Source organism: Azospirillum doebereinerae (genome assembly GCF_003989665.1).
GTDB classification, from domain to species: domain Bacteria; phylum Pseudomonadota; class Alphaproteobacteria; order Azospirillales; family Azospirillaceae; genus Azospirillum; species Azospirillum doebereinerae.
This window is the reverse complement of the sequence record NZ_RZIJ01000018.1, coordinates 77063-99336: the sequence shown is the minus strand read 5'-3', so window position 1 is coordinate 99336 and position 22274 is coordinate 77063. Positions and strand designations below refer to the sequence as shown.

15 protein-coding genes are annotated in these 22274 nt (G+C 69.3%); 7 read left to right on the top strand and 8 right to left on the bottom strand.

Annotated features, from left to right (window positions below; all coding sequences use genetic code 11):
- Positions 1–25 precede the first annotated feature (25 nt).
- The 3 genes from EJ913_RS21030 to uvrB all read left to right on the top strand — a co-directional run bounded on the left by EJ913_RS21030 (position 26) and on the right by uvrB (position 3745).
- Positions 26–1123 carry a phosphotransferase family protein gene (locus tag EJ913_RS21030; protein WP_127001529.1) on the top strand — a complete coding sequence of 366 codons (1098 nt, stop codon included), beginning with the start codon at positions 26–28 and terminating at the stop codon, positions 1121–1123.
- On the top strand, positions 1123–1518 hold the full coding sequence (locus EJ913_RS21025; RefSeq protein ID WP_127001527.1) for a DUF6285 domain-containing protein: 396 nt from the start codon (positions 1123–1125) through the stop codon (positions 1516–1518). The genes EJ913_RS21030 and EJ913_RS21025 overlap by 1 nt, the downstream gene beginning before the upstream one ends.
- An 88-nt stretch (positions 1519–1606) precedes the next feature.
- Positions 1607–3745, top strand: coding sequence for an excinuclease ABC subunit UvrB (gene uvrB / locus EJ913_RS21020; protein ID WP_127001525.1), 2139 nt, complete (start codon positions 1607–1609; stop codon positions 3743–3745).
- Positions 3746–3874: 129 nt separating this feature from the next.
- Here uvrB and EJ913_RS21015 read toward each other — a convergent pair whose 3' ends face one another.
- Both EJ913_RS21015 and EJ913_RS21010 read right to left on the bottom strand, forming a co-directional pair.
- Positions 3875–4420, bottom strand: a complete 546-nt coding sequence (locus EJ913_RS21015) for a hypothetical protein (protein WP_127001523.1) — start codon at positions 4418–4420, stop codon at positions 3875–3877.
- 122 nt (positions 4421–4542) lie between these two features.
- Positions 4543–7158, bottom strand: a complete 2616-nt coding sequence (locus EJ913_RS21010; protein WP_127001521.1) for a glycosyltransferase — start codon at positions 7156–7158, stop codon at positions 4543–4545.
- Between the two features lie 351 nt (positions 7159–7509).
- Here EJ913_RS21010 and EJ913_RS21005 point away from each other — a divergent pair, with 351 nt between their 5' ends.
- On the top strand, positions 7510–7923 hold the full coding sequence (locus tag EJ913_RS21005; RefSeq protein ID WP_127001519.1) for an HIT domain-containing protein: 414 nt from the start codon (positions 7510–7512) through the stop codon (positions 7921–7923).
- Between the two features lie 56 nt (positions 7924–7979).
- Positions 7980–8177 (top strand): hypothetical protein, encoded by a 198-nt coding sequence (locus EJ913_RS21000; protein ID WP_127001517.1) that lies wholly within the window; start codon positions 7980–7982, stop codon positions 8175–8177.
- Between the two features lie 171 nt (positions 8178–8348).
- On the opposite strand, the gene EJ913_RS20995 is transcribed toward EJ913_RS21000, so the two are convergent.
- The 4 genes from EJ913_RS20995 to typA form a co-directional block, all read right to left on the bottom strand.
- Positions 8349–9416 carry an ABC transporter ATP-binding protein gene (locus EJ913_RS20995; protein WP_127001515.1) on the bottom strand — a complete coding sequence of 356 codons (1068 nt, stop codon included), beginning with the start codon at positions 9414–9416 and terminating at the stop codon, positions 8349–8351.
- Positions 9417–9489: 73 nt separating this feature from the next.
- Entirely contained in the window at positions 9490–10512 is a 1023-nt protein-coding gene (locus EJ913_RS20990) for a Fe(3+) ABC transporter substrate-binding protein (protein ID WP_127001513.1), read from the bottom strand.
- 121 nt (positions 10513–10633) lie between these two features.
- The gene (locus EJ913_RS20985; protein ID WP_127001511.1) at positions 10634–12307 is read right to left on the bottom strand and encodes an ABC transporter permease; all 1674 of its coding nucleotides are present in this window, start codon (positions 12305–12307) and stop codon (positions 10634–10636) included.
- A 306-nt stretch (positions 12308–12613) separates the two neighbouring features.
- Complete coding sequence (gene typA / locus EJ913_RS20980) at positions 12614–14440, bottom strand: translational GTPase TypA (protein ID WP_127001509.1); 1827 nt, start codon at positions 14438–14440, stop codon at positions 12614–12616.
- A gap of 211 nt (positions 14441–14651) precedes the next feature.
- On the opposite strand from typA, the gene EJ913_RS20975 reads away from it, so the two are divergent.
- Positions 14652–16571 (top strand): autotransporter assembly complex protein TamA, encoded by a 1920-nt coding sequence (locus tag EJ913_RS20975; protein ID WP_127001507.1) that lies wholly within the window; start codon positions 14652–14654, stop codon positions 16569–16571.
- 98 nt (positions 16572–16669) lie between these two features.
- Positions 16670–21046, top strand: coding sequence for a translocation/assembly module TamB domain-containing protein (locus tag EJ913_RS33080; protein ID WP_280531384.1), 4377 nt, complete (start codon positions 16670–16672; stop codon positions 21044–21046).
- A 6-nt stretch (positions 21047–21052) separates the two neighbouring features.
- On the opposite strand, the gene EJ913_RS20965 is transcribed toward EJ913_RS33080, so the two are convergent.
- Together EJ913_RS20965 and EJ913_RS20960 are read right to left on the bottom strand one after the other, a co-directional pair.
- Entirely contained in the window at positions 21053–21892 is an 840-nt protein-coding gene (locus EJ913_RS20965) for a class I SAM-dependent methyltransferase (RefSeq protein ID WP_244939435.1), read from the bottom strand.
- Positions 21892–22203: a hypothetical protein gene (locus EJ913_RS20960; protein WP_127001503.1), complete on the bottom strand. Its 312-nt coding sequence runs from the start codon at positions 22201–22203 to the stop codon at positions 21892–21894. The genes EJ913_RS20965 and EJ913_RS20960 overlap by 1 nt, the downstream gene beginning before the upstream one ends.
- Between the last annotated feature and the right edge of the window lie 71 nt (positions 22204–22274).

The following is a 22274-nucleotide window of genomic DNA, read 5'->3' as shown; positions in this document are numbered from 1 at the left end:
CCCGTCTCTGTCTCCCCGGGCGCCGATGGGCGCCGTTCTGAACGACGAGAGCCGCAGCCGCCTGGAAGGCTGGCTGACCGAGCGGGCCGGTGCCTCCCGCGTCACGGTGACCGACGACGGACGGCTCGGCGGCGGCGCGATCTCGGTCAACCACGCGCTGACGCTGGACATCCATGGCGGTTCCCGCGCCGGACGCCACGCTTGCGTGCTGCGCGCCGAATCCGCCGGCCGCATCGCCGCCAGCATCGGCAAGCGGCGGGAGTTCGCCGTGCTGTCCGCCGCCTTCACGGCGGGGGTGGCGGCGCCGGAGCCGCTGTTCGATTGCGACGACCCCGGCGTGCTGGGACCGGATTTCTTCATCATGCGCCGCGCCGAGGGCGTCGGGGCGGGCTTCGCCGTGGTCAAGGGCGATGCCCCGCAGCCCGATCTGGCGCGCGAGCTTGGCCGCCAGCTCGGCCTGCTGCACCGGGTCACGCCCGACGCGCCGGGGCTGGAGCGGCTGCCCGAGCCGCCGCTCTGCCCGGCGCAGGAACTGCTCGGCCATCTGCGCGCCTGGATCGGCGATCTGGCGCGGCGCGATCCGGTGCTGGCCTGGGGACTGCGCTGGCTGGAGGTCAACGCGCCGCCTCCCGGCCCCCTGGTGCTGTGCCACCGCGATTTCCGCACCGGCAACTATCTGGTCAAGGATGGGCGGCTGACCGCCATCCTCGATTGGGAGTTCGCCGGCTTCGGCGACCCCATGGAGGATCTGGGCTGGTTCTGCGCCCGGTCCTGGCGGTTCCGCCGGGTCAACCGCGAGGCCGGCGGCATCGCCGACCGCGCCGATCTCTACGCCGGCTATGAGGAGACCTCCGGCCGCCGCGTCGATCCCAAGCGCGTCGCCTATTGGGAAACCGCCGCCTATCTGCGCTGGGCCGCCATCGCCCTGCAGCAGGGCGAGCGCCACAGCACGGGCGCCGAACCGTCGCTGGAACTGGCGCTGACCGGGCGCATGCTGCCGGAGATCGAGATGGATTTGCTGCGCCATCTGCGCGCCCAGGCCGCCCTGGCCGCGACCGCCCGAGCGGAAGCCGCCCTCGCCACGCCCCCCGCCGAGGATCCCCCCGTGGAACAGGTGGCCTGATGCGGACCGGCCCTGACGCCTACGCCCTGCTCGACATCGCGCTGACGACCCTGCGCGGCGCGGTCCTGCCCCATGTGGCGCCCGAGGCCCGCTACGCGGCGCTGATGGTCGCCAACGCGCTGGACATCGCCGGGCGGGAACTGCGCGGATTCGACGCCTCCGGCCACGCGATGGTGGTGGCGCTGGCCCCGCTCTACGGCGAGGACGCCGACGACGCGCTGGCCGGCGAGGAGTTGGACACGCGGGTTTCCGCCCTGCAGCACCGCTTGTGCATCGAGATCGCCGCCGGCGACTTCGATCACGACGGGCAGGACGTGCTGATGGATGCGCTGGAGGCCATCGTCCGGGCGCGGCTCGTCATCGCCAACCCGAAGGCGGCGGGGCAGGGGGCGTAGCGGCGAAGCCAGCGCTCGACATGGGACCCCGTCGCCGCCATATAATCGGTTCCTGTTCCGTACCCACCGCTCCGGACCGATCCGCCCCATGGCCAGCCCCGTCCTGTCCGTCCTTCCCGCCAAGCCGCTTGCGAAGCTGGAATCCGGAAAACGCTTCGAAATCGTGTCGGACTACATTCCGGCGGGCGACCAGCCGACGGCCATCGCCGAACTGACCGGGGGCTTGGGAAACGGTGAGAAGGATCAGGTCCTGCTGGGCGTCACCGGCTCGGGCAAGACCTTCACCATCGCCCATGTCATACAGACGGTGCAGCGGCCGACGCTGGTGCTGGCGCCCAACAAGACGCTGGCGGCGCAGCTCTACGGCGAGATGAAGTCCTTCTTCCCGAACAACGCGGTGGAGTACTTCGTCTCCTACTACGACTATTACCAGCCGGAAGCCTACGTCGCGCGGACCGACACCTACATCGAGAAGGAATCCTCGATCAACGAGCAGATCGACCGGATGCGCCACGCGGCGACCCGGTCCCTGCTGGAGCGCGACGACGTCATCATCGTGGCGTCGGTGTCCTGCATCTACGGCATCGGTTCGGTCGAGACCTATTCGGAGATGACCGTCGACCTGCGCAAGGGCGAGGTGATCTCCCAGCCCGAACTGCTGCGCAAGCTGACCGAGCTGCAATACAAGCGCAACGACGCCTCTTTCGGGCGCGGTCTGTTCCGGGTGCGCGGCGACACGGTGGAACTCTTCCCCGCCCACATGGAGGACCGCGCGTGGCGCATCTCCCTGTTCGGCGACGAGATCGAGGCGATCCACGAGGTCGATCCGCTGACCGGCGAGAAGCTGGCCTCGCTGGAGGCCGTGCGCGTCTACCCCAACAGCCACCACGTCATCCCCAAGCCGACGCTCAACCAAGCGCTGGGCCAGATCAAGAAGGACCTGAAGATCCGGCTGGAGGAGTTCAACGCCGAGGGCAAGCTGCTGGAGGCCCAGAGGCTGGAACAGCGCGTGACCTTCGACCTGGAGATGATGGCGGCCACCGGCGCCTGCGCCGGGATCGAGAACTATTCGCGCTACCTGACCGGCCGGGCGCCCGGCGAGCCGCCGCCGACGCTGTTCGAGTATCTGCCCAAGGACGCCCTGCTGATCGTCGACGAGAGCCACGTCATGGTGCCGCAGATCGGCGGCATGTACCGGGGCGACTTGGCGCGCAAGACGATCCTGTCCGATTACGGGTTCCGGCTGCCGAGTTGCAAGGACAACCGCCCGCTGAAGTTCGAGGAGTGGGAGGGCATGCGGCCGCAGACGGTCTTCGTCTCCGCCACCCCCGGCCCGTGGGAGATGGAGCGCACCGGCGGCGTCTTCACCGAACAGCTGGTCCGCCCGACCGGCCTGATCGATCCGCCGGTGATCGTCCGCCCGACCGAGACCCAGGTCGACGATTTGATCGGCGAGTGCAAGGAGGTCGTCGCCAAGGGCTATCGCATCCTGGTCACCACCCTGACCAAGAAGATGGCCGAGGCGCTGACCGAATACATGCACGAGGCGGGGCTGCGGGTCCGCTACATCCACTCCGACGTCGAGACGCTGGAGCGCATTGAGATCATCCGCGACCTGCGGCTGGGCGCCTACGACGTGCTGGTCGGCATCAACCTGCTGCGCGAGGGGCTGGACATCCCGGAATGCGCGTTGGTGGCGATCTTGGACGCGGACAAGGAGGGTTACCTGCGTTCCAAGACCTCGCTGATCCAGACCATCGGCCGCGCGGCGCGCAACGTCGAGGGGCGGGCGTTGCTCTACGCCGACAAGATCACCGACAGCATGAAATACGCTATCGACGAGACGGCGCGGCGTCGCGAGAAGCAGCAGGCCTACAATCTGGAGCACGGGATCACGCCGGAATCGGTCAAGAAGGCCATCGGCGACATCATGGAGAGCGTCTACGAGCGCGGCGACCATGTGACGGTGAAGACCGGGGCGGGCGCCGGGGAACTGGTCGGGCACAACCTCAAGGCCGTCATCACCGACATCGAGAAGCGCATGCGGGCTGCGGCGGCCGATTTGGAGTTCGAGGAGGCCGCCCGGCTGCGCGACGAGCTGCGCCGGTTGGAGGCGATGGATCTGGGGCTGGAGACGCCGGGCAGCATCGGCATCAGCAGCGCCCGGCAGGGGCGCGGCATTCCGGAAGGCGCGCCGAAGAAGCAGGGGCGGCGGCGCAAGGGATAGAGTGGGGAAGTTTTGCCTCCACCCTAACCCCTCCCCCGCTGGGCAGGGGAGGGGACTGTCGCTGGATTTTTGCGAAGGTCCTACCTCCTCCCCCGTCCAGTGGGGGAGGAATGAGGTGAGGGCAAACGCTTACACATCCATGATCGTGTGCGGTCGCTCCGCCCCGTCGATGCTCAGCAGCAGATGCAGATAGACCGCAACCTTGCGCGCCCGGTCGGTGTGCCGGTCCAAACAGTCGCGCAGTTGGGACGCCAACAGCGCGTTGTCGGCCTCCTCCTCCGGAGTGACCGGTCCTGAACCGGCCGCTGCCGCAACGATGTGGTCGGCGTCGACAGGGACGCTGGCGAACGAATCGTCCAGCAGGCGGCCGGGCAGTGATCCCTCGTCCGGCTCGGACGGCAACGCGGAGGGGGATAGCGGAACCCGCGCGGTGAGATGGCCGCGCAGGTTTGCTTTCAGCTTTTCCCGTTGCCGCTCGTCAAGGTCGTCGAACCGATCAACCTCGTCGAACAGAAGATCGTAGATGCGCCGCCGCTGCGGGTTGGGCGGATTGCGGTCGCGCCGCTCCTGGCGGGGATTTCCCTGGCGATGGCGCTCGGTGGCGCTTCCGGTCCGCTCGATGGCGCCCGTCGAGCGGATGGTGAACTCCGAGGATCCGAAACCGCTGCCGCTCATGGTGTGTCTCCCATCGGGGACCACGTCCCATAGGGAAACAAGTCTGGCAGAGTTCAGGCTATCGTCAAGACGGGCCGCGGCCTCTCCGTAGTCACCGCCGACCCGCCTTCACGCAACTTGCCTCAGTCGGCCGCCCCGCTCCCCAGCGCGTCCTTGACCGGCTCCGGGTCGCGCTTGCCCAGCTTCAGGTTCGGGAACACGTTGATCAACGCGGTGACGAAGGCTGCCAGATAGGGCAGCGACTGCACCACCAGCAGGCCCGACCACATGAAGGCGTCGCGGTTCTCGTGCCCGAACACCAGCACGATGGCCAGCGCCGCGCCCCACAGCGACACCAGCAGCACCAGCTCCTCGCGGGCCATCAGGAAGGCCTGCCACAGCGCCGGCTGGTTTTCGCATTTGGGCGTGCGGACGAAGGGGCGGCCCGAGGTGAACATGCCCAGCCACATGGCGCGGCCGACCGTGTGGGTCAGGGCCATGCCGGCAATGGCGGCGCCGACCTTGTCCCAGAAGCCGCACTTCACCCGCGCCTCGTAGAGCCAGAGCGAGGCGCCGACCTTGAAGGCGAAGACGCTGAGCGTCGGGATCATGAAGACGTTGGGCGGGAACTCGAAATACTTCGGGAAGGCCATCAGCCCGACCGACCAGACGATGCCGGCGATGCCGAAGATCATGTGGGCGGCGTCGGCGAACCAGGGCAGCCAGCCGGTGATGAAATGGTACTTCTGCCCGGCGGTCAGTTCTTTTCCGCGCGGCGAGAGCTGCCGCCAATGGTGCTTGAGGATCTGCACGGCGCCGTAGGCCCAACGGAAACGCTGGGTCTTGTAGGCCGAGAAGCTGTCGGGGACGAGGCCCTTGCCGTAGCTCTCCGGCATGTAGACGGCTTCGTACTTGTGCTCGAAGAGGCGCAGGCCGAGGTCGGCGTCCTCGGTGATGCACCATTCGCCCCAGCGCCCCACGCCTTCCAGCGCCGACTTGCGGATGATGGTCATCGTGCCGTGCTGGATGATCGCGTTGCGCTCGTTGCGCTGGATCATGCCGATGTGGAAGAAGCCGGCGTATTCCCAGTTGATCATGCGCTGGAAAAGGTCGCCTTCCCACTCGCGGTAGTCCTGCGGCGACTGCACGAATCCCACCTCGGGCCGGCTGAAATGCGGGATGGTCGCCTTCAGCCAGTCGGGATGGACCTGATAGTCGCTGTCGATGACGGCGATGTGCTCGGCGTCGGGCGCGGTCTGGGCGAGGCCGAAGTTCAGCGCGCCGGCCTTGAAGCCCGGCCAGTTGTCCAGGTGGAAGAAGCGGAAACGCGGGCCGAGCTGCTTGCAGTACTCCTCGACCGGGCGCCACACCGCCGGGTCCTTGGTGTTGTTGTCGAGCAGCAGCACCTCGAAGTTCGGGTAGTCCATCCGGGCCAGCGCGTCCAGCGTCTGGATGACCATGTGCGGCGGCTCGTTGTAGCAGGGCACGTGGATCGAGACCTTGGGCGCGTCGGGCAGGGGGGCCGCCGCGTTGGGTATGAACTTGCGCTTGAACTTGTCCTGCCAGACGACCTCTGTCAGCTCCATGCCGTCGATCAGCATGACCGCGAACAGCACGAGCTGGCAGAAGATCAGCAGCGCCCAGGCGATCTCCGTGGTGACGGCGAGGCCGGCGGCCGACGCCGCGCTGACCGTGAAGACCAGCACGGAGGCGACGGCCTGGATCAGCGCGCCGTAGAAGATCTGCCCGCCGATCTTCAGGTCGCCGCCCCGGCGCCACAGGAAGAACACCAGCGGCAGGAAGCCCAGCGCGACGGCGGTGGCGCATTTGGCCTGCCAGTTGCGGACCTCCTGCACCCCGCCGATCATCGGGAACTTCGGGTTGCGGTAGGCGTCCCAGAGGCCCCAGCTGGTGCCGGCGGTGCCCTCGATCTCCCGCTTCCAGGGCTGGTCGAAGGCCTCCATGATGAAGTAGTCGAGCTTGTTCTGCGCCGCGACGTTCAGGAAGTTGCGGATGAACTTCGCCTGGTTGACTTGGCTGGCCTCCGCGCCGCGGCGCCACGGGCCGTCGGCCGGCCAGCCGATCTCGCCGATCAGGATGTGCTTGTTGGGATACTTGGTCTTCAGCTCGTTGTAGCGGACCATGGCGTAGTCGACCGACTGCTCGGCCGGGACGCCTTCCCAGTAGGGAAGCAGGTGGACGGCGATGAAGTCCACCGCCTCGACCAATTCGGGGTGCTTGAGCCAGACGTGCCACGGTTCGGCGGTGGAGACCGGGACGTTGACCTTCTTCTTGACCCGCTTGATGTAGTCGATGATCTGCGGGACCGTCACGTCGGCGCGCAGCACCGCCTCGTTGCCGACCAGCACGCGGCGCACGTTGTTGTTGGCGCGCGCCAGCTTGATCAGGCCGGCAATTTCCGGTTCGTCGATCTCCGGCTTGCCGGCGACCCAGGCGCCGGCCGTCACCGACAGGCCGTGCTTCTTGGCGATGGGCGCCACCAGCTCCGACCCGTCGGTGGCGGAGTAGGTGCGCACGCCGCGCACGGCGCCGTCCAGCGCCGCCATGTCCTTCTCAATGTCCTCGGCGACGGCCTTGTCGCCCTTGGACGGGCTCTTGTTCGGGTGGAACGGGGTGTAGCCGGCGCCCGCGATGGCGCCCGCCCAGGAGCGTTCGGAGACCGGGCGGTTCCACAAGGCCCAGACCCCGACATTGCCGAGAATCACCAGGATCAGAACCGCCAACGCCGATTTGCGCATGGGTATCGTTCTCGCTCGCCACACCAAGTTTCATCCGGACGCGGCGGCCGAACCGCCGCATCCACCCTGGAAAACCGAAAAGGCCCGCCGGAAATGGCGCAGGGGCAGCCTTGCCGCCCCGACCATCGCCTCGGACCGAACCCGTTTTCCCACAACCGAACCACGTCCGCGGAATGCTCTCTCGCGCGTCTTCGTCCCACCGGCCCGTTTCGGCGTTTGATGCCGGAGGCGGTTGGGCTAAAGACCACGCTGCACTCTATACAGGCTTCACGGTTCGGCTGCCACTGCCGGCTTGAACAGACAGACATCCGCTTTATTCCGTTTTTGCCCGCTACGCGAAAGAGACAATCCATGGTGTCGCTTCACGAACGGCTTCAGGCCGATACGGTTCCGGTCCTCGATCTGGCGCTGAGCCGGGTCCTGCTGATGGACAACCGGGTCTGGCCCTGGCTGATCCTGGTGCCGCTGCGCGAGGGCGCGGTGGAGATCCACCGCCTGTCCGCCGAGGACCGCGCGACCCTTATGGAGGAGATCGCGCTCGCCTCCCGCGTGGTGGAGCGTCTGTTCGCGCCCGACAAGCTGAACGTCGGGGCGCTGGGCAACATGGTGCCGCAGTTGCACGTCCACGTCATCGGCCGGACGCGCGGCGATCCGGCCTGGCCGGGGCCGGTCTGGGGATCGGGCCACGCCGCGCCCTACGAGCCGGCGCACCGCGACGCGCTGATGGCCCGGCTGGCCGACGCGTTCCGCGAGCCGGATGCGTGAGGGAAGGCGGGCGGCGCTGTTGTTTCCTTCGTCAACGAACCGAAGGAGGATTCGCCATGGCCGACCGCAAGCAGGACGCTCCGTCCGACGCCGCGCAGAGGATCGAGGACAAGCTCGTCGAGGGAACCGGCAAGGCGTCGGGCAACCCTGACAAGCCGGTCGAACGCAAGTGGGACGAGATGGGCGAGAAGCCGGAGATCAAAGGGGACGTGAATGAGGGCGGGTCCCGTGTCGCCGGGGTTCCTGGTCCCTGAGGCGAGGTTTGATCGCCGAGGCTTCTGTTTTTCCCCCTCCCCAAACCCTTCCCCGCTACGCGGGAGAGGGAACTGCCGCCGAACGTCGACAAGCATCCAACCCCCTCTCCCGCCAAAGGCGGGGGAGGGATGCGGAGGGGACTGACCAGAGCCTACTCTTCAAACCATCGTTCAAGCCGCCGGGAACAGCATCACCCGCTTCGCGTCCACCACGGCGGTCAGCTCCTCGCCGGGCTTGACGTCCACATGGCCGGGCAGACGGGCGTGGACCTCCGCGTTCTCGCCTCCGCCGGGTAGGCCGAGGCAGATGCGGGTCGAGGCGCCGAGGAAGCTTGAATGCCGGACCCGCACCGGCATGGCGCCGGGGCGTTGGCCGATGGGGGCCAATTCCATGTCCTCGATCCGGCAGGCGACCTCGACACGGGTTCCGCTTTCCAGCGCGGGGGTGGCGAAACGCCCGAGCGGGGTCGTCAGATGCCCGTCGCGGACCGTCGCTTCGAAGCGGTTGACCTCGCCGAACAGGCGGGCGACGAAGCTGTTGGACGGGTTGCGGTAGAGTTCCAGCGGGGTATCGGCCTGGACGATGCGCCCGGCCTCCATCACCACCACGCGGTTGCCGATCTCCATCGCCTCGGCCGGGTCGTGGGTGACAACCAGCGTGGCGATGCCGCTCGCCCGGATCAGGCGGACGACCTCCTCGCGAACCGAGCGGCGCAGTTGCTCGTCCAACGCCGAGAAAGGCTCGTCGAGCAGCAGCACCTGCGGGTCGCGGGCCATGGCGCGGGCCAGCGCCACGCGTTGCTGCTGGCCGCCCGACAGCGTGTGCGGGTAGGCGTCGGCGTAGCGCGCCAGCCCCATCAACTCCAGCAGCTCGGCGACGCGTCGGTTGCGCTCGGCGCGGGGGCGGTCGGTCTGGCCGAAGGCGATGTTGCCGGCCACCGTCAGATGCGGGAACAGCGCGAAATCCTGGAACATCATGCCGACCGGCCGCTTTTCCGGCGGCAGCGAGCGCTCCGGCGTGGCCAGCGTCACCCCACCCACCGTGATCGTCCCGGCCTGCACCGTCTCCAGCCCGCTGATCAGCCGCAGCAATGTGGACTTGCCGCAGCCCGAGGGGCCGACGATGCAGACCACTTCGCGCGGGGAGACACCGAGCGACACGTTGTCGGCCGCGCGGTGGCGGCCGTAATGGTGCGTGATGCCGGACAGGACGACGGTGGGGGCGGAGAATTCGGTCATCGGACGGGACGAGGCTCCGAAAGCGGAAAACGGAACAGCCCCGCGGCAGGGGCGCCGCAGGGCCGGGACACGGTCATTTCCAGCCGGCGCGGTCCATGATGCGAAGCGCCGCCGGGGTGTGCTCGGCAAAGGCCGCCGCGTTCACGTCGGCTTGCTTGAAGCTGCCCAGCTTGGTCAGCTCGGGGTGGGGCGGCACCGAGGGGTTGACCGGGTACTCCATGTTGCCGTCGGCGAACATGCGCTGTGCCTCGGGGCTCAGCAGGTGTTCCAGCAGCTTGCGGGCGTTCTCGGCGTGCGGGGCGGTCTTGACCACGCCAGCGCCCGACAGGTTGACGTGGGTGCCCCGGCCGTCCTGGTTCGGGAAGATCACGCCGATCTTCTCGGCGACGGCGCGGTCTTCCTGCTTGGCCGAGGTGATCAGCTTGCCGACGTAATAGGTGTTTGCGAGCGCCAGATCGCCCTCGCCGACGGCCACCGCCTTGATCTGGTCGGTGTCGCCGCCCTGCGGCGGGCGGGCAAAGTTGGCGACGAGGCCCTTGGCCCAGGCCTCCGTCTTCGCCTCCCCCTCGGCGTCGATCATCGAGGCGGTCAGCGCGAGGCTGTAGGAGTGGGTGCCGCTGCGGGTCAGCACCTGCCCCTTCCATTCGGGCTTGGCGAGATCCTCATAGGTCTTGATCTTGGCGGGATCGACGCGGTCCTTGGCGTAGACGACGATGCGCGCGCGGCTGGACAGGCCCCACCAGGCGTTGTTCGGGTCCTTCAGGTTCGCCGGAACCTTGATCGCGTCGAGCACCGGGGAGGAGACCGGGGCGAGCAGCCCTTCCTGCGCGGCGGCGGCGAGACGTCCGGCGTCCACCGTGATGAACAGGTCGGCCGGGCTGCTGGCGCCTTCCGACTTCATGCGCTGGATCAGCTCGTCGTGGTTGCCCTCGATGATGTTGACCTTGATGCCGGTCGCCTTCGTGAACGTCTCATAGATCGCGCGGTCGGTGTTGTAGTGGCGCGAGTTGTAGACGTTGACTTCCTGGGCCTGGACCGAAGCGGCGGCGAAGGCGCCGAAGGCCACGGTCAAGCCGGCGATCTTGTGGGCGAGCATGCGTTACTCCCGGACTGCGAAACGGCCTTGCATCTGGTGCGACTGTTTATCAGTTGCAAGGCTGTCCGTCGAGAACGGAGTATAACTTTATTGCTGCCGGCCAGTTTCGACCGGAATGATCTCAACCGGCATGGCCGGGGCGCGAGGAGGCGATGGTGCGGCTGAGATAGACCACCGGCAGCAGCCCGACCAGCACGATGACCAACGCCGGAAGGGCGGCGTCGTCCAGCCGCTCGGTCGACGCCATGCGGAAAGCCTCGATGGCCAACGTGTCGAAATTGAAGGGGCGCAGGATCATGGTTGCCGGCAGCTCCTTGCCGATGTCCACGAAGACCAGCATGGCGGCGCTCAGCAGGCTGGGGCGCAGCAGCGGCAGGTGCACCCGACGCAGCACCTGGAACGGGCTGTGGCCGAGCGAGCGGGCCGCGCCCTCCAGATTGGGGCCGATCTTGGCGAAGCCTGATTCGAGCGGGCCGTAGGCGACGACGAAGAAACGGATCAGATAGCCGTACAGCACGCCGACGATGGTGCTGCCCAGGATCATGCCGACCGACAGCCCGACCCACTCGTGCAGCAACCCGACGGCGATCAGGATGCCGACGGCGATCACCGTGCCCGGCGTGGCGTAGCCCAGCGAGGCGAGACGCACCGCGCTGGCGGCGAGCCTGGTGCGGTCGTGGCGGACGCCATGGATCACCAGCAGCGCGACCCCCACCACCAACAAGGCGCCGCTGCCGCCGAGGATCATGGTGTTGCGCACCAGATCGAGGAAGCGCTCCAGGCTCAGCTCGGTGCCGCCGCGCATCACCATGCGGATCAGCACCCCGCCGGGCAGCAGGAAGCCGAAGAAGATCGGGGTCAGGCAGACCGCCCAGGCGACGGCGGTGCCGTGCGGCGACAGGCGCGGGGCGGGCAGGGCGCGGTAGCGGCTGGTGGTCTGATGGAAGCGCATCTTGCCGCGCGACACCCGCTCCAGCACGACCAGGGCCAGCACGAACAGCAGCAGGACGGCGGCCAACTGGGCGGCGGCGGTCGGGCTGTGCAGCGCGAACCACGTCCGGTAGATGCCGACCGTGAAGGTGTTGATGCCGAAATAGTTGACGGCACCGAAATCGGCCAGCGTCTCCATCAGCGCGTAGCCGACCCCCGCGACCAGGGCGGGGCGGGCCAGCGGCAGGGCGACGCGGCGGAAGGCGCCGGAGGCGGTGCAGCCCAACGTGCGGCTGGCCTCCAGCACGCAGACCGACTGCTCCAGGAAGGCGGCGCGGGCCAGGACGTAGACGTAGGGGTAGAGCACCGAGGACAGCACCAGCCCGGCGCCCCAGGCGCTGCGGATCTCCGGGAACCAGTACTGCCCGTGGCGCCAGCCGGTGACCGAGCGCAGCCAGGTCTGCACCGGCCCGGCGAATTGCAGGAAGTCGGTGTAGGTGTAGGCCATCACGTAAGCCGGCATGGCGAGCGGCAGCAGCAGCAGCCATTGCAGGGTTTTGCGGCCCCGGAAGTCGTGCATCGTCACGGTCCAGGCGCAGGCGGTGCCGGTGACCAGCGTGACCGCACCGACGATGCCCAACAGGATCAGCGTGTTGGCGACGTAGTCGGACAGCACGGTCTGCGCCATGTGGCGCCAGAGATCGCCGGTGGAGGCGAAGGACTGCACGAAGACGGCGAGGATGGGGACGGCGATCAGGATCGCCAGCAAAAAGGCGAGAAAGCCGGTGGGGCCGATGCGCGACAGGGTGCGGCGGGGGGAGAAGGACGGGGAGCCGGGTGACTTCGCGTCGGTCGCCATCGCCATGTGGGTGAATCCTCGCGTCGTGAGAAGGGCTTCTGCGCCCGGAAAGAGCCCTTCTCCCCTTGCGGGAGAAGGGTTGGGATGAGGGGTATTCGCCGAAGGCGAAGATAGAGAGGTTTGCGTCCCCTCACCCCAACCCCTCTCCCGCAAGGGGAGAGGGGCTTTCCCTGATGCCCCGTCGAATCAGGAAGCAAACCTAACCCCCAATTGGTTTGAGGGAAAGGGGCTTGGACCTTCGGCCAGACACGCGAAAGCCCTTCTCCCGTGAGGAAGAAGGGCTTTCGCTCAACAACTCAAAACCTCAGACGATCAGCTCGCCTCGGCCGCGCGCGAGTGGCGCTTGCGCTCGTTCGGGTCGAGGTAGCGCTTGCGCAGGCGGATCGACTTCGGCGTCACTTCCACCAGTTCGTCGTCGGAGATGTAGGACAGCGCGCGCTCCAGCGTCATCTGAATCGGCGGGGTCAGGCGGACCGCCTCGTCCTTGCTGGTGGTGCGGATGTTCGTCAGCTGCTTGCCCTTGATGACGTTGACCTCGAGGTCGTTGCCACGGGTGTGCTCGCCGATGATCATGCCCTGATAGACCGGAACGCCCGGATCGATCAGCATCGGACCACGGTCTTCCAGGTTCCACAGCGCGTAGGCGACGGCGGTGCCGTCGCTGTTGGCGATCAGCACGCCGGTCCGGCGGGCGGCGATGGCCCCCTTGAAGGCGGCGTAGCCGTGGAACAGGCGGTTCATGATGCCGGTGCCGCGCGTGTCGGTCAGGAACTCGCCCTGATAGCCGATCAGGCCGCGCGACGGCGCGTGGAAGACGATGCGGGTCTTGCCGCCGCCCGAAGGCCGCATCTCGACCAGATCGGCCTTACGCTCGGCCATCTTCTGCACGACGGTGCCCGAGAACTCCTCGTCCACGTCGACGACGACTTCCTCGATCGGCTCCAGGCGCTGGCCGTTCAGCGGATCGGTCTTGAAGAGCACGCGCGGACGGCTGATCGCCAGCTCGTAGCCCTCGCGGCGCATCGTCTCGATCAGGATGCCCAGCTGCAGTTCGCCGCGGCCCGCGACCTCGAAGGCGTCGCCGCCCTCGGTGTCGGAGATGCGCAGCGCCACGTTGCCTTCCGCTTCGCGGAACAGGCGGTCGCGGATCATGCGGCTGGTGACCTTGTCGCCCTCGCGACCGGCCAGCGGGCTGTCGTTGACCGAGAAGGTCATCGCCAGGGTGGGCGGGTCGATCGGCTGGGCGTGGATCGCCTCGGCGACTTCCGGGGCGCAGATGGTGTCGGCGACGGTGGTGTTGGTCAGGCCGGCCAGGGCGACGATGTCGCCGGCGTGGGCCTCCTCCACCGGAACGCGCTCCAGGCCACGGAAGGCCAGCACCTTGCTGATGCGGGCGTTCTCGACCAGCTTGCCGTCGCGGCTCATGGACTTGACGGCCATGTTGACCTTGACGGTGCCGGTCTGGATGCGGCCGGTCAGGATGCGGCCCAGATACGGGTTGGCTTCCAGCGTGGTCGCCAGCATCGTGAAGGGCGCGTCCTCTTCCACCTTAGGGGCGGGGACGTGGTCGCGGATCAGCTCGAACAGGGGGGTCAGCGTCTCGCGGGCGCCGTTCTCCAGGTCCGTGGTCGCCCAGCCGTTGCGGCCCGAGGCGAACAGGGTCGGGAAGTCGAGCTGCTCGTTCGATGCGTCGAGCGAGGCGAAGAGGTCGAAGACCTCGTCGTGCACCTCGTGCGGACGGCCGTCGGGACGGTCCACCTTGTTGATGACGACGATCGGGCGCAGGCCGAGCTTGAGGGCCTTGCCGAGCACGAACTTGGTCTGCGGCAGCGGGCCTTCGGCCGCGTCGCAGAGCAGCACCACGCCGTCCACCATCGACAGGATGCGCTCGACCTCGCCGCCGAAATCGGCGTGGCCGGGGGTGTCGACGATGTTGATGCGCAGGTCGTTCCAGAGGACCGACGTGCACTTGGCCAGGATGGTGATGCCGCGCTCGCGCTCCAGATCGTTGGAGTCCATGGCGCGCTCCGCAACCTGCTGGTTCTCGCGGAAGGAACCGGCTTGCTTCAGGAGCTGGTCGACGAGCGTGGTCTTGCCGTGGTCGACGTGGGCGATGATAGCGACGTTACGGAGATTCATGGAGCCTTGGTCTCGCAATGGCACCCCCGACACGCGGCACAACACCGCAAACAAACAAAAAGGCCCGCCGAAAGTCTTCGGTGGGCGCTGTCGGGGAAACTGTTGCGGCGCAATATAGACGTCTGCGGCAAAAAGGCAAGTGCCGTGCCCTTCGGCCTAGCGCGAAATTCCGGGATGGAGCCATGCGTTCTCGGATCCTACATTGGCGGTGATGAACCGCCTCGCTTTCGCTTTGCCCCTGCCGCCGCTGTTGCTCGCCGCCCTGCTCCTGCTGGGACGGGCCGACGACGGCCGCGCGCAGGAGGCCGGCCCGGCCGCCACGCCTTCCGGCGCGGACGCCGCCGCCCCCGTCGCCCCGCCGCCCGTGGAGGAGCCGCCCGAGGCGAAGATCCCCTACGAGGTGGAGCTGACCGGCGTCGAGGACGAGGCCCTGCGCGACACGCTGAACGCCGCGTCCACCCTGGTCGAACTGAAGGGCGATCCGCCGCCCTCGATCATCGGGCTGGAGCGCCGGGCCGAGAGCGACCGCGAGCGCCTCCAAGCGGCGCTGCGCTCGGCCGGCTATTACGATTCGCGGCTCGACATCCGGGTCGACGGCGGGGTGCAGCCGGCCAAGGTTGCCGTCGCGGTGACGCCGGGGCCGCTTTACCATTTCAAGACCATCCGGGTGACGGGGGCGAACGGCGCCGCCCTGCCGTCCGACGTCTCGACGGACGGGCTGGGACTCGTCGCGGGTGAGACGGCGCTGGCGCAGAAGGTGCTGGACGGCGAGAGCGCGATGCTCGACCGGCTTGGGCGCAAAGGCTACGCCTTCGCCAAGGTCGCGGACCGGCAGGTGGTGGTGGACCATTCCGACCGGACCATGGACGTGAGCTACGCCATCACGGTCGGGCCGCTGGTGCGCTACGGCGCGACGCGGATCGAGGGGCTGGACCGGGTCGACGAGGAGCTGGTGCGCGGGCGGCTGGGCTGGCGCGAAGGCGGCGTCCACGACCCGGCGGTGCTCGACCGCGCGCGGCAGGACGTCGCCAAGTTAGAGGCCTTCGACACCGTCCGTGTCCGTCTGGCCGAGGAGCCGGGGCCGGACGGTGTCACCCCGGTGATCGTCACGGTGGCCGAGCGCAAGCGCCGCTTCATCGGGGCGGGCGTCAACTACTCCACCCAGGACGGCGTCGGGGCGACGGCCTATTGGGGTCACCGCAACCTGTTCGGCGGGGCGGAGCAACTGCGCGTCGGGGTGGAGGTCGGACGGGTTGCCGGATCGTCCGGCGGCACGTCGAGCAAGAGCAACAACCTGCCGGATCTCCGCTTCAGCGTGAACTTCCGCAAGCCCGACTTCCTGGCGGTCAAGCAGTCGTTGGTGATGAGCTTCCAGGTCGTGAACGACCAGCCGCCGGCCTACAGCCGTGTCGCCACCGAGCTGACCGGCAAGCTGGAGCGCCAGATCAACGACCAGTTGACCGTCAGCTATGGGGTGTCCGGCGAGCGCGGCCGGGTGAAGACGGAGGACCGCACCTACCAGACCTCCTACGTCGGCGTGCCGCTGGGGGCGGCGTGGAACGGCACCGACGACCTGCTGAACCCGACCAAGGGGGAGCGCGCGTCGCTTCAGGTGACGCCCTGGTTCCCGGCTGGCGGCGACAGCCGGTCGCCCTTTACGGCGATCCAGCTCAACGCATCCTATTATTACGACCTCGCCAAGGACGGCCGCTACGTCGCGGCGGCGCGGGTCGGGGTCGGCAGCATCGTCGGCGCGTCGCTGTCGGAGATTTCGCCCGACCACCGCTTCTACGCGGGCGGCGGCGGGTCGGTGCGCGGCTACGGCTTTCAGAAGGCGGGGCCGCGTGACCGCTTCGACGACCCGTCGGGCGGGCGCTCGCTGCTGGAACTGGGGGCCGAGGTCCGCATCAAGGTGACGGACAGCATCGGCGTCGTGCCCTTCGTCGACGCCGGCACCGTCTACGACAGCGCCTATCCCGATTTCTCGGAGCCTCTGCGCATCGGCGCCGGTCTTGGGCTGCGCTATTACACCGATTTCGGCCCGCTGCGGGTGGATGTCGGCATTCCCCTGAACGCCCCCAGCGGGGACGCGCGCTGGCAGCTTTATCTCAGCCTGGGACAGGCGTTCTGACCGCAGTTTCGCCCCATTCCCTGGGAATGGTTGGCGGTTCCAGCGGTTGAAGAGAGTGCGGCGCGGTCACCGCGCCGATATCGGGAAGGGATGTGCGTGTGAAGGCGTTGCGGGTTGCGTTGGTCGGTCTGGTGGTGCTTGTCCTGCTGGTGGTCGTGGCGGTCGGCGCGGGCGCCCTGTGGCTGCAAGGGGATTCCGGCCGGCGCTGGCTGACCGCCACGATACAGAACGCCGTCGCCTCGCCCGACATGACCCTTACGCTCGGCCCCATCGAGGGACGGCTGCCCTTCGACTTCACCATCGCCCAGGTCCAGGTGGCCGACACCCAAGGCGCGTGGCTGACGGTGGACCGCCTGCACGTCGTGCTGTCGCCGTCGGCCCTGCTGGGGCGGCGCGTCCAGATCGACGCGCTGGAGGCAACCAAGGTCGAGGTCGTCCGCGCGCCGGTCTCCACCCAGCCGCCGGCCCCGCCAGAACCCGTTTCGGATCCGAAAGCCTCGCTGCTGCCCAACCTGCCGGTTGCCATCGCGCTGAACCGGCTGGCGGTGACCGAGGTCCGGCTCGGCGAGGCGCTGCTGGGCGAGGCCGCGACCTTGCGCGTGGAGGGCTCGGCGGCGTTGGGCGCCGGCGGGTCGGCGCTGGACAGCCGCTTGTCCGTCGCGCGGACCGACGACAAGCCGGGGCAGGCCGACCTCACCGTCGCCTTCGACCCGGCGCGCAAGCAACTGGACCTCAACGTCAAGGCGGCCGAACCGCAGGGCGGTGTCCTGGCCCGCGCATTGGCGATTCCCGGCCTGCCCCCGGTCACGCTGTCGATGGACGGCACGGGATCGCTCGACGACTGGAAAGGCAAGCTGGTCGCTCGCGCCGAGAACGCCGCCGACCTGACCGCCGACGCTGCCATCCAGGCCACGGCCGAGGGACACGCGGTGACGCTGGCCGCTGGGGGCGATGTGGCGACGCTGCTCGGCCCGGCGGTGGCGCCGCTGGTCGGGCCGCACCCGTCGGTGAACGCCTCGCTCCTCGTCGCGCCGAACGGGGCGCTGACGGTGCGGCCGCTGAGCGTGACCGCCGCCGCCGGCTCCGCCACGCTGAGCGGCGAGGTCGCCGCCGACCGCCGCCGCGTCAACCTGCGCTGGTCGGTGACGGCCGGTCCCGATTCGGCGTTGCACACGCTCGTTCCGGCGCTGTCCTGGCGCGAGGGTGTGGTGAACGGTTCCGCCGAAGGGACGCTGGACGCCCTGCTGGTCGCGACCACCGCGACGATTCGTGACGTGGCCGCCAACGATCCGGCGCTGAGACGCCTCGCCGGTCCTGATTTGGTCTTGGACACCCGCGCGCGGATCGACACGGGCACCGGGCGAGTCGGGCTGGAGGCGCTGACCGTGACCGCCGCCGCCGCGAAGGCGAGCGTGCAGGGGAACGTCGAGGGCTGGGGGCGGGTGGCGGATCTCGCGCTGTCGCTCGCCGCCGCCGATTTGGAGCCGTTGTCCGCTTTGGCCGGGCGCCCGCTGGGCGGGGCCGTGGACATCGCCGGGCCGGTGAAGCGGACGGCGGACGGCGCGCTGACGGCGTCGCTGTCCGGCCGTTTGGAGCGGCTGGTCACCGGTACCCCGGCCGACGCGGTGCTGGGCGATTCGGCGACGCTGAAGGCGGCGCTGAACATGGCCCCGGATGGCGCGATCCGGGTCCGCGATCTGGCCGTGGAGGGCCGCAACGGGCGGCTGACCGGCGAGGCCACGCTAACGGCGGGCCAGCTCGACGCGAAGACTCGGCTGGAGCTGGCCGCGCTGGCGCCGTTGGGCGAGGCGCTCGGCACGCCGATGGCGGGGACGGCGACGCTGGACGCGACCGCGCGCGGGCCGCTCGACCGGCTGGAGGCCCAGGCGACGCTGCGCGCCCGCGATCTGGTCGTTCAGGATCGCCGGCTCGGCGCCACGGAGGTCCAGGCGACCGCCGCCGGCTTGCCCGCCGCCCCGAACGGCACGCTCGGAATCCGCACCCATCTCGACGGGACGCCGCTGACGTTCGACGCCGCCTACGCGCTGCAAGGCGAGACGCTGCGGCTGTCCGATCTGGCCCTCGCCACGGGAGGCAACCGAATCGGCGGCGAGGCCCAAGTGGCGCTCGACACGCTGCTGGCAACCGGCCGGCTTGAGGGAGCGCTGCCCAACCTCAAGGCCTTGTCGGAGCTGGCCGGCATGCCGCTCGACGGCGGGGCGGGGTTCACGCTGGCCCTCGACGCCAAGGGCGGCAAGCAGGGCGCGACCCTCACCGCCAACGCCACCAACCTGCGGGTGGAGGGGGAGGGCGGGCCGCTGCTGACCGCTCGTCGCCTGACCGCGACGGCGGAGGTTGCCGACGCGCTGGGCGCCGCCTCCGGCAAGGCCAAGGTGGAACTGAACGACGGAGTCGCCGCCGGCAACGAGCTTGCCAGCCTGACCGCCAGCGTCGACGGCTCGCTGGACAAGGCAACCTTCCAGGCGGTGGCGAACGGTACCGGTGCCGATCCCATCGGCCTTGATCTTGCCGGCAATCTGACGCGCGAGGGCGACACGACGCGCATCCGGCTGGAACGCCTGCAAGGCCGCTACGCCGGGGAGACGCTGCGGACGACCGGCCCAGCGACCATCACCTTGGCCGAGAAGCGCTACGAGGTGGCCGGGCTGCGCCTCGTGACGGGCAACGCCCGGCTGGCCGCCGACCTCGGTCTGACCGGCGACCGGCTGAGCGGCGAGATCAGCGCGGAGCAGGTCCCGCTGGCGCTCGCCAAGCTGGCCAGCCCGACCCTGCTGCTCGACGGCACCGCCAACGCGCAGGCGACGCTGGGCGGCACGCTGCGCAACCCGCGCGCCGACGCCACCGTGAAAGTCGCCGGGCTGCGCGTCCAGGAAGCGACGCGGGCCGGGGTGCCCGGCGTGGACGCCACGCTCACCGCGCAATGGCGCGACCGCCGCCTGTCGGTGACCGCCGACGCCGCGACCCGCAACAACGCCGGCCGGCTGACCGCCAACGCCGCCGTGCCGCTGGTGATGGATCCGGACAGCCACGCCGTCAGCCTGCCGCCCAAGGGGGCGCTCAGCGCGACGGTCAACGGCACCATTGACGCCTCCATCCTGAACGACCTGCTGGCCTCGTCGGGCGATCGCGCGCGCGGCAGCATGAAGCTGGACGTCCGGGCCGAGGGGACCATCGAGGCGCCGCGCCTCGGCGGCACGGTGGTGCTGACCGGCGGCCGCTACGAGAACCGCGCGTCGGGCGCCGTCGTCAGCGACATCGAGGCGCGTCTGGTCGGCGACGGCGACGTCTTCACCATCCAGTCCTTCCAGGGGCGGACGCGCAACGGCGGCGGAATCGGCGTGCGGGGCGTCATCCGCCCGGCGGCGCCGGCCGACCGGCAACTCGACCTCGTGATCCAGGCCGACAACGCCCGGCTGGTGGAGAACGACCTGCTGACCGCCGAGGCCAACGCCGACCTGACCGTCACCGGTGGTTTTACCAACGCGCGGCTCGCCGGCCCGATCCGGGTGCGGCGCGCCGAGATCCAAATCCCCGACCGCCTGCCGGCCAGCGTCATCGACCTGAAGGTCAAGGAAATCGGCGGCGGGCGAACCCGAGGCAGCGCCGCCGCGCGCAAGGCGAGCGCCCAGGCGGAAACGGCCCGCAAGGCCCCGGTGCGGCAGAACCAGGGAAAGGGGAAGACCCAAAGCCGTGGCAAGGGGCAGGCCCCGGCGGCGGCACCGGCCGAGGCGCCGGCGGCGCCATTCGTGCTGGCTCTCGCCCTGACGGTCGAGGCGCAGAACCAGATCTTCGTGCGGGGCCGTGGGCTGGACGCCGAACTGAGCGGGCAACTCCGCATCGGCGGGACGGCGGCGGCGCCCGAGTTGACCGGACGGTTCAGCATGCTGAAGGGGCAGTTGGACCTGCTGGCCCGCAACTTCACCTTCAAGCGCGGCAACTTCGATTTCGACGGCTCGCTCGATCCCCGGCTCGACCTGATGGCGGAGGCGACGGCGAACAGCGTCACCGCGCAGGTGGTGGTCTCGGGCACGGCCCGCCAGCCGAAGATCGAACTCACCTCCCCGCAGGGGCTGCCGCAGGACGAGGTGCTGTCGGCGGTGCTGTTCGGCAAGTCGGTCGCCAATCTCGGGGCCGCCGAGGCGGTGCAGCTTGCGCAGTCGGCGGCGGCGCTGACGGGGATCGGCGGCAGCGGCGGCGGGTTGCTCGACCGGGTGCGGCGCGGCTTGGGGGTCGACCGGCTGGAGTTCTCGCAGGGCTCCGACGGCAAGGGCGGGGCGGTGCAGGCCGGCCGCTACGTCAGCGACCGGGTCTATGTCGGCGTCGAGCAGGGCATCGGCGCCAACCAGACCCGCGCCAAGGTCGAGGTGGACATCATCAAGAACCTGAAGGCCCAGGCCGACGTCGGCGCCAATTCGGAAACCCGCTTCGGCCTGACCTTCGAACGGGACTACTGAGCCGGTTCAGCCGGCGACGGTGCCGGTCACGATCCGCACATGGGCCGGCACCGGCACAACCCCGTCCGCAGCCCGCGCCGCGAAACGCGCGGCGATGCTGGCCTCCAGGGCGCCGCGCCGGTCCGCCGACAGGTCGCCCAGCCGGTGACCGAAGCTCATGTCGAGCGCCGCCCACCAGAAAGGCTGGTCCGCCGGGGCTTTGCGCACCGGCGTCAGGTCGGTCTCTTCGGCCCGCGCGAAACCGGCGTCGCGCATCAGTCCCGACAGGAGCCCCGGTTCGGCGAAGCGGAACAGCGGGTCGAGGCTGCCGTCCTCGCCCAGATGCTCGGCGACGGCGGCGGCGACCTCCGCGAACAGCGCGTTGCCGGACAGCGGACCCCACACCATGAAGGCGGCCGTGCCGCCCGGACGCAGCGCCCGGCGCACCGCGTGGAGCGCGCCGGCGGCGTCCGGCACGAACATGATGCCGAAGCGGCAGGTCACCCGGTCGAAGCTTCCGTCGGCGAAGGGCAGGGCGGTCATGTCCGCTGCCGTGAAGACGGGGGCCTCGACGCCTCTGGCGGCTTCGCTCCCGGCGCGGCGCACCGCTCCGGCCAGCATGCCGGGCACCAGATCGCTGCCGACGACCAGCCCCTGCGCGCCGACCCGCCGCGCCGCGCCGAGCGCCGGTTCTCCCGCCCCGGAGGCGAGGTCCAGCACCCGGTCGCCTACCGTTACCCCGGCGGCGTCGAGCAGCGGGCGGTTCAGCTTGTCGGCCAGATCGGCCATGGAATCCGCCCAGCGGTCCCAGTCGCCGGCGCTGGCGGCCCAACGGTCGCGTTCGGTTTGGCTGTCGAATGTGTGCATCAATGCAGGAGCTTCACGCCGCTGGACACGCGCTGGACCGTGTCGGCGTCGCTCAACCGTTCGCCGAGGGCGTTGAATTGCTCGGTCAGCTTGCGGTTGGCGTCGGCCAGTTGCTGGATGCGGGTCTGCGCCGCCGATTGCTGGGCGGACAGGGTGGCGACCGTCTCGGTCAGCCGCTTGATCTGCTGGGAATGGCGCGTGGCGCCTTCGTTCAGGCTACGCCGGATCGACCCGACGGCCACCAGCACCACGACGCTGATGGTCACGCCGGCCGCGATCGCGACGATGCTGAACCCCGTGAGCCAGTCCATGACCCGAAGCTTCCGCCGAATCCCCCCGGCGGTCAAGGACGAGAAAGACGAAGGACACCCCGGCGCTTTCC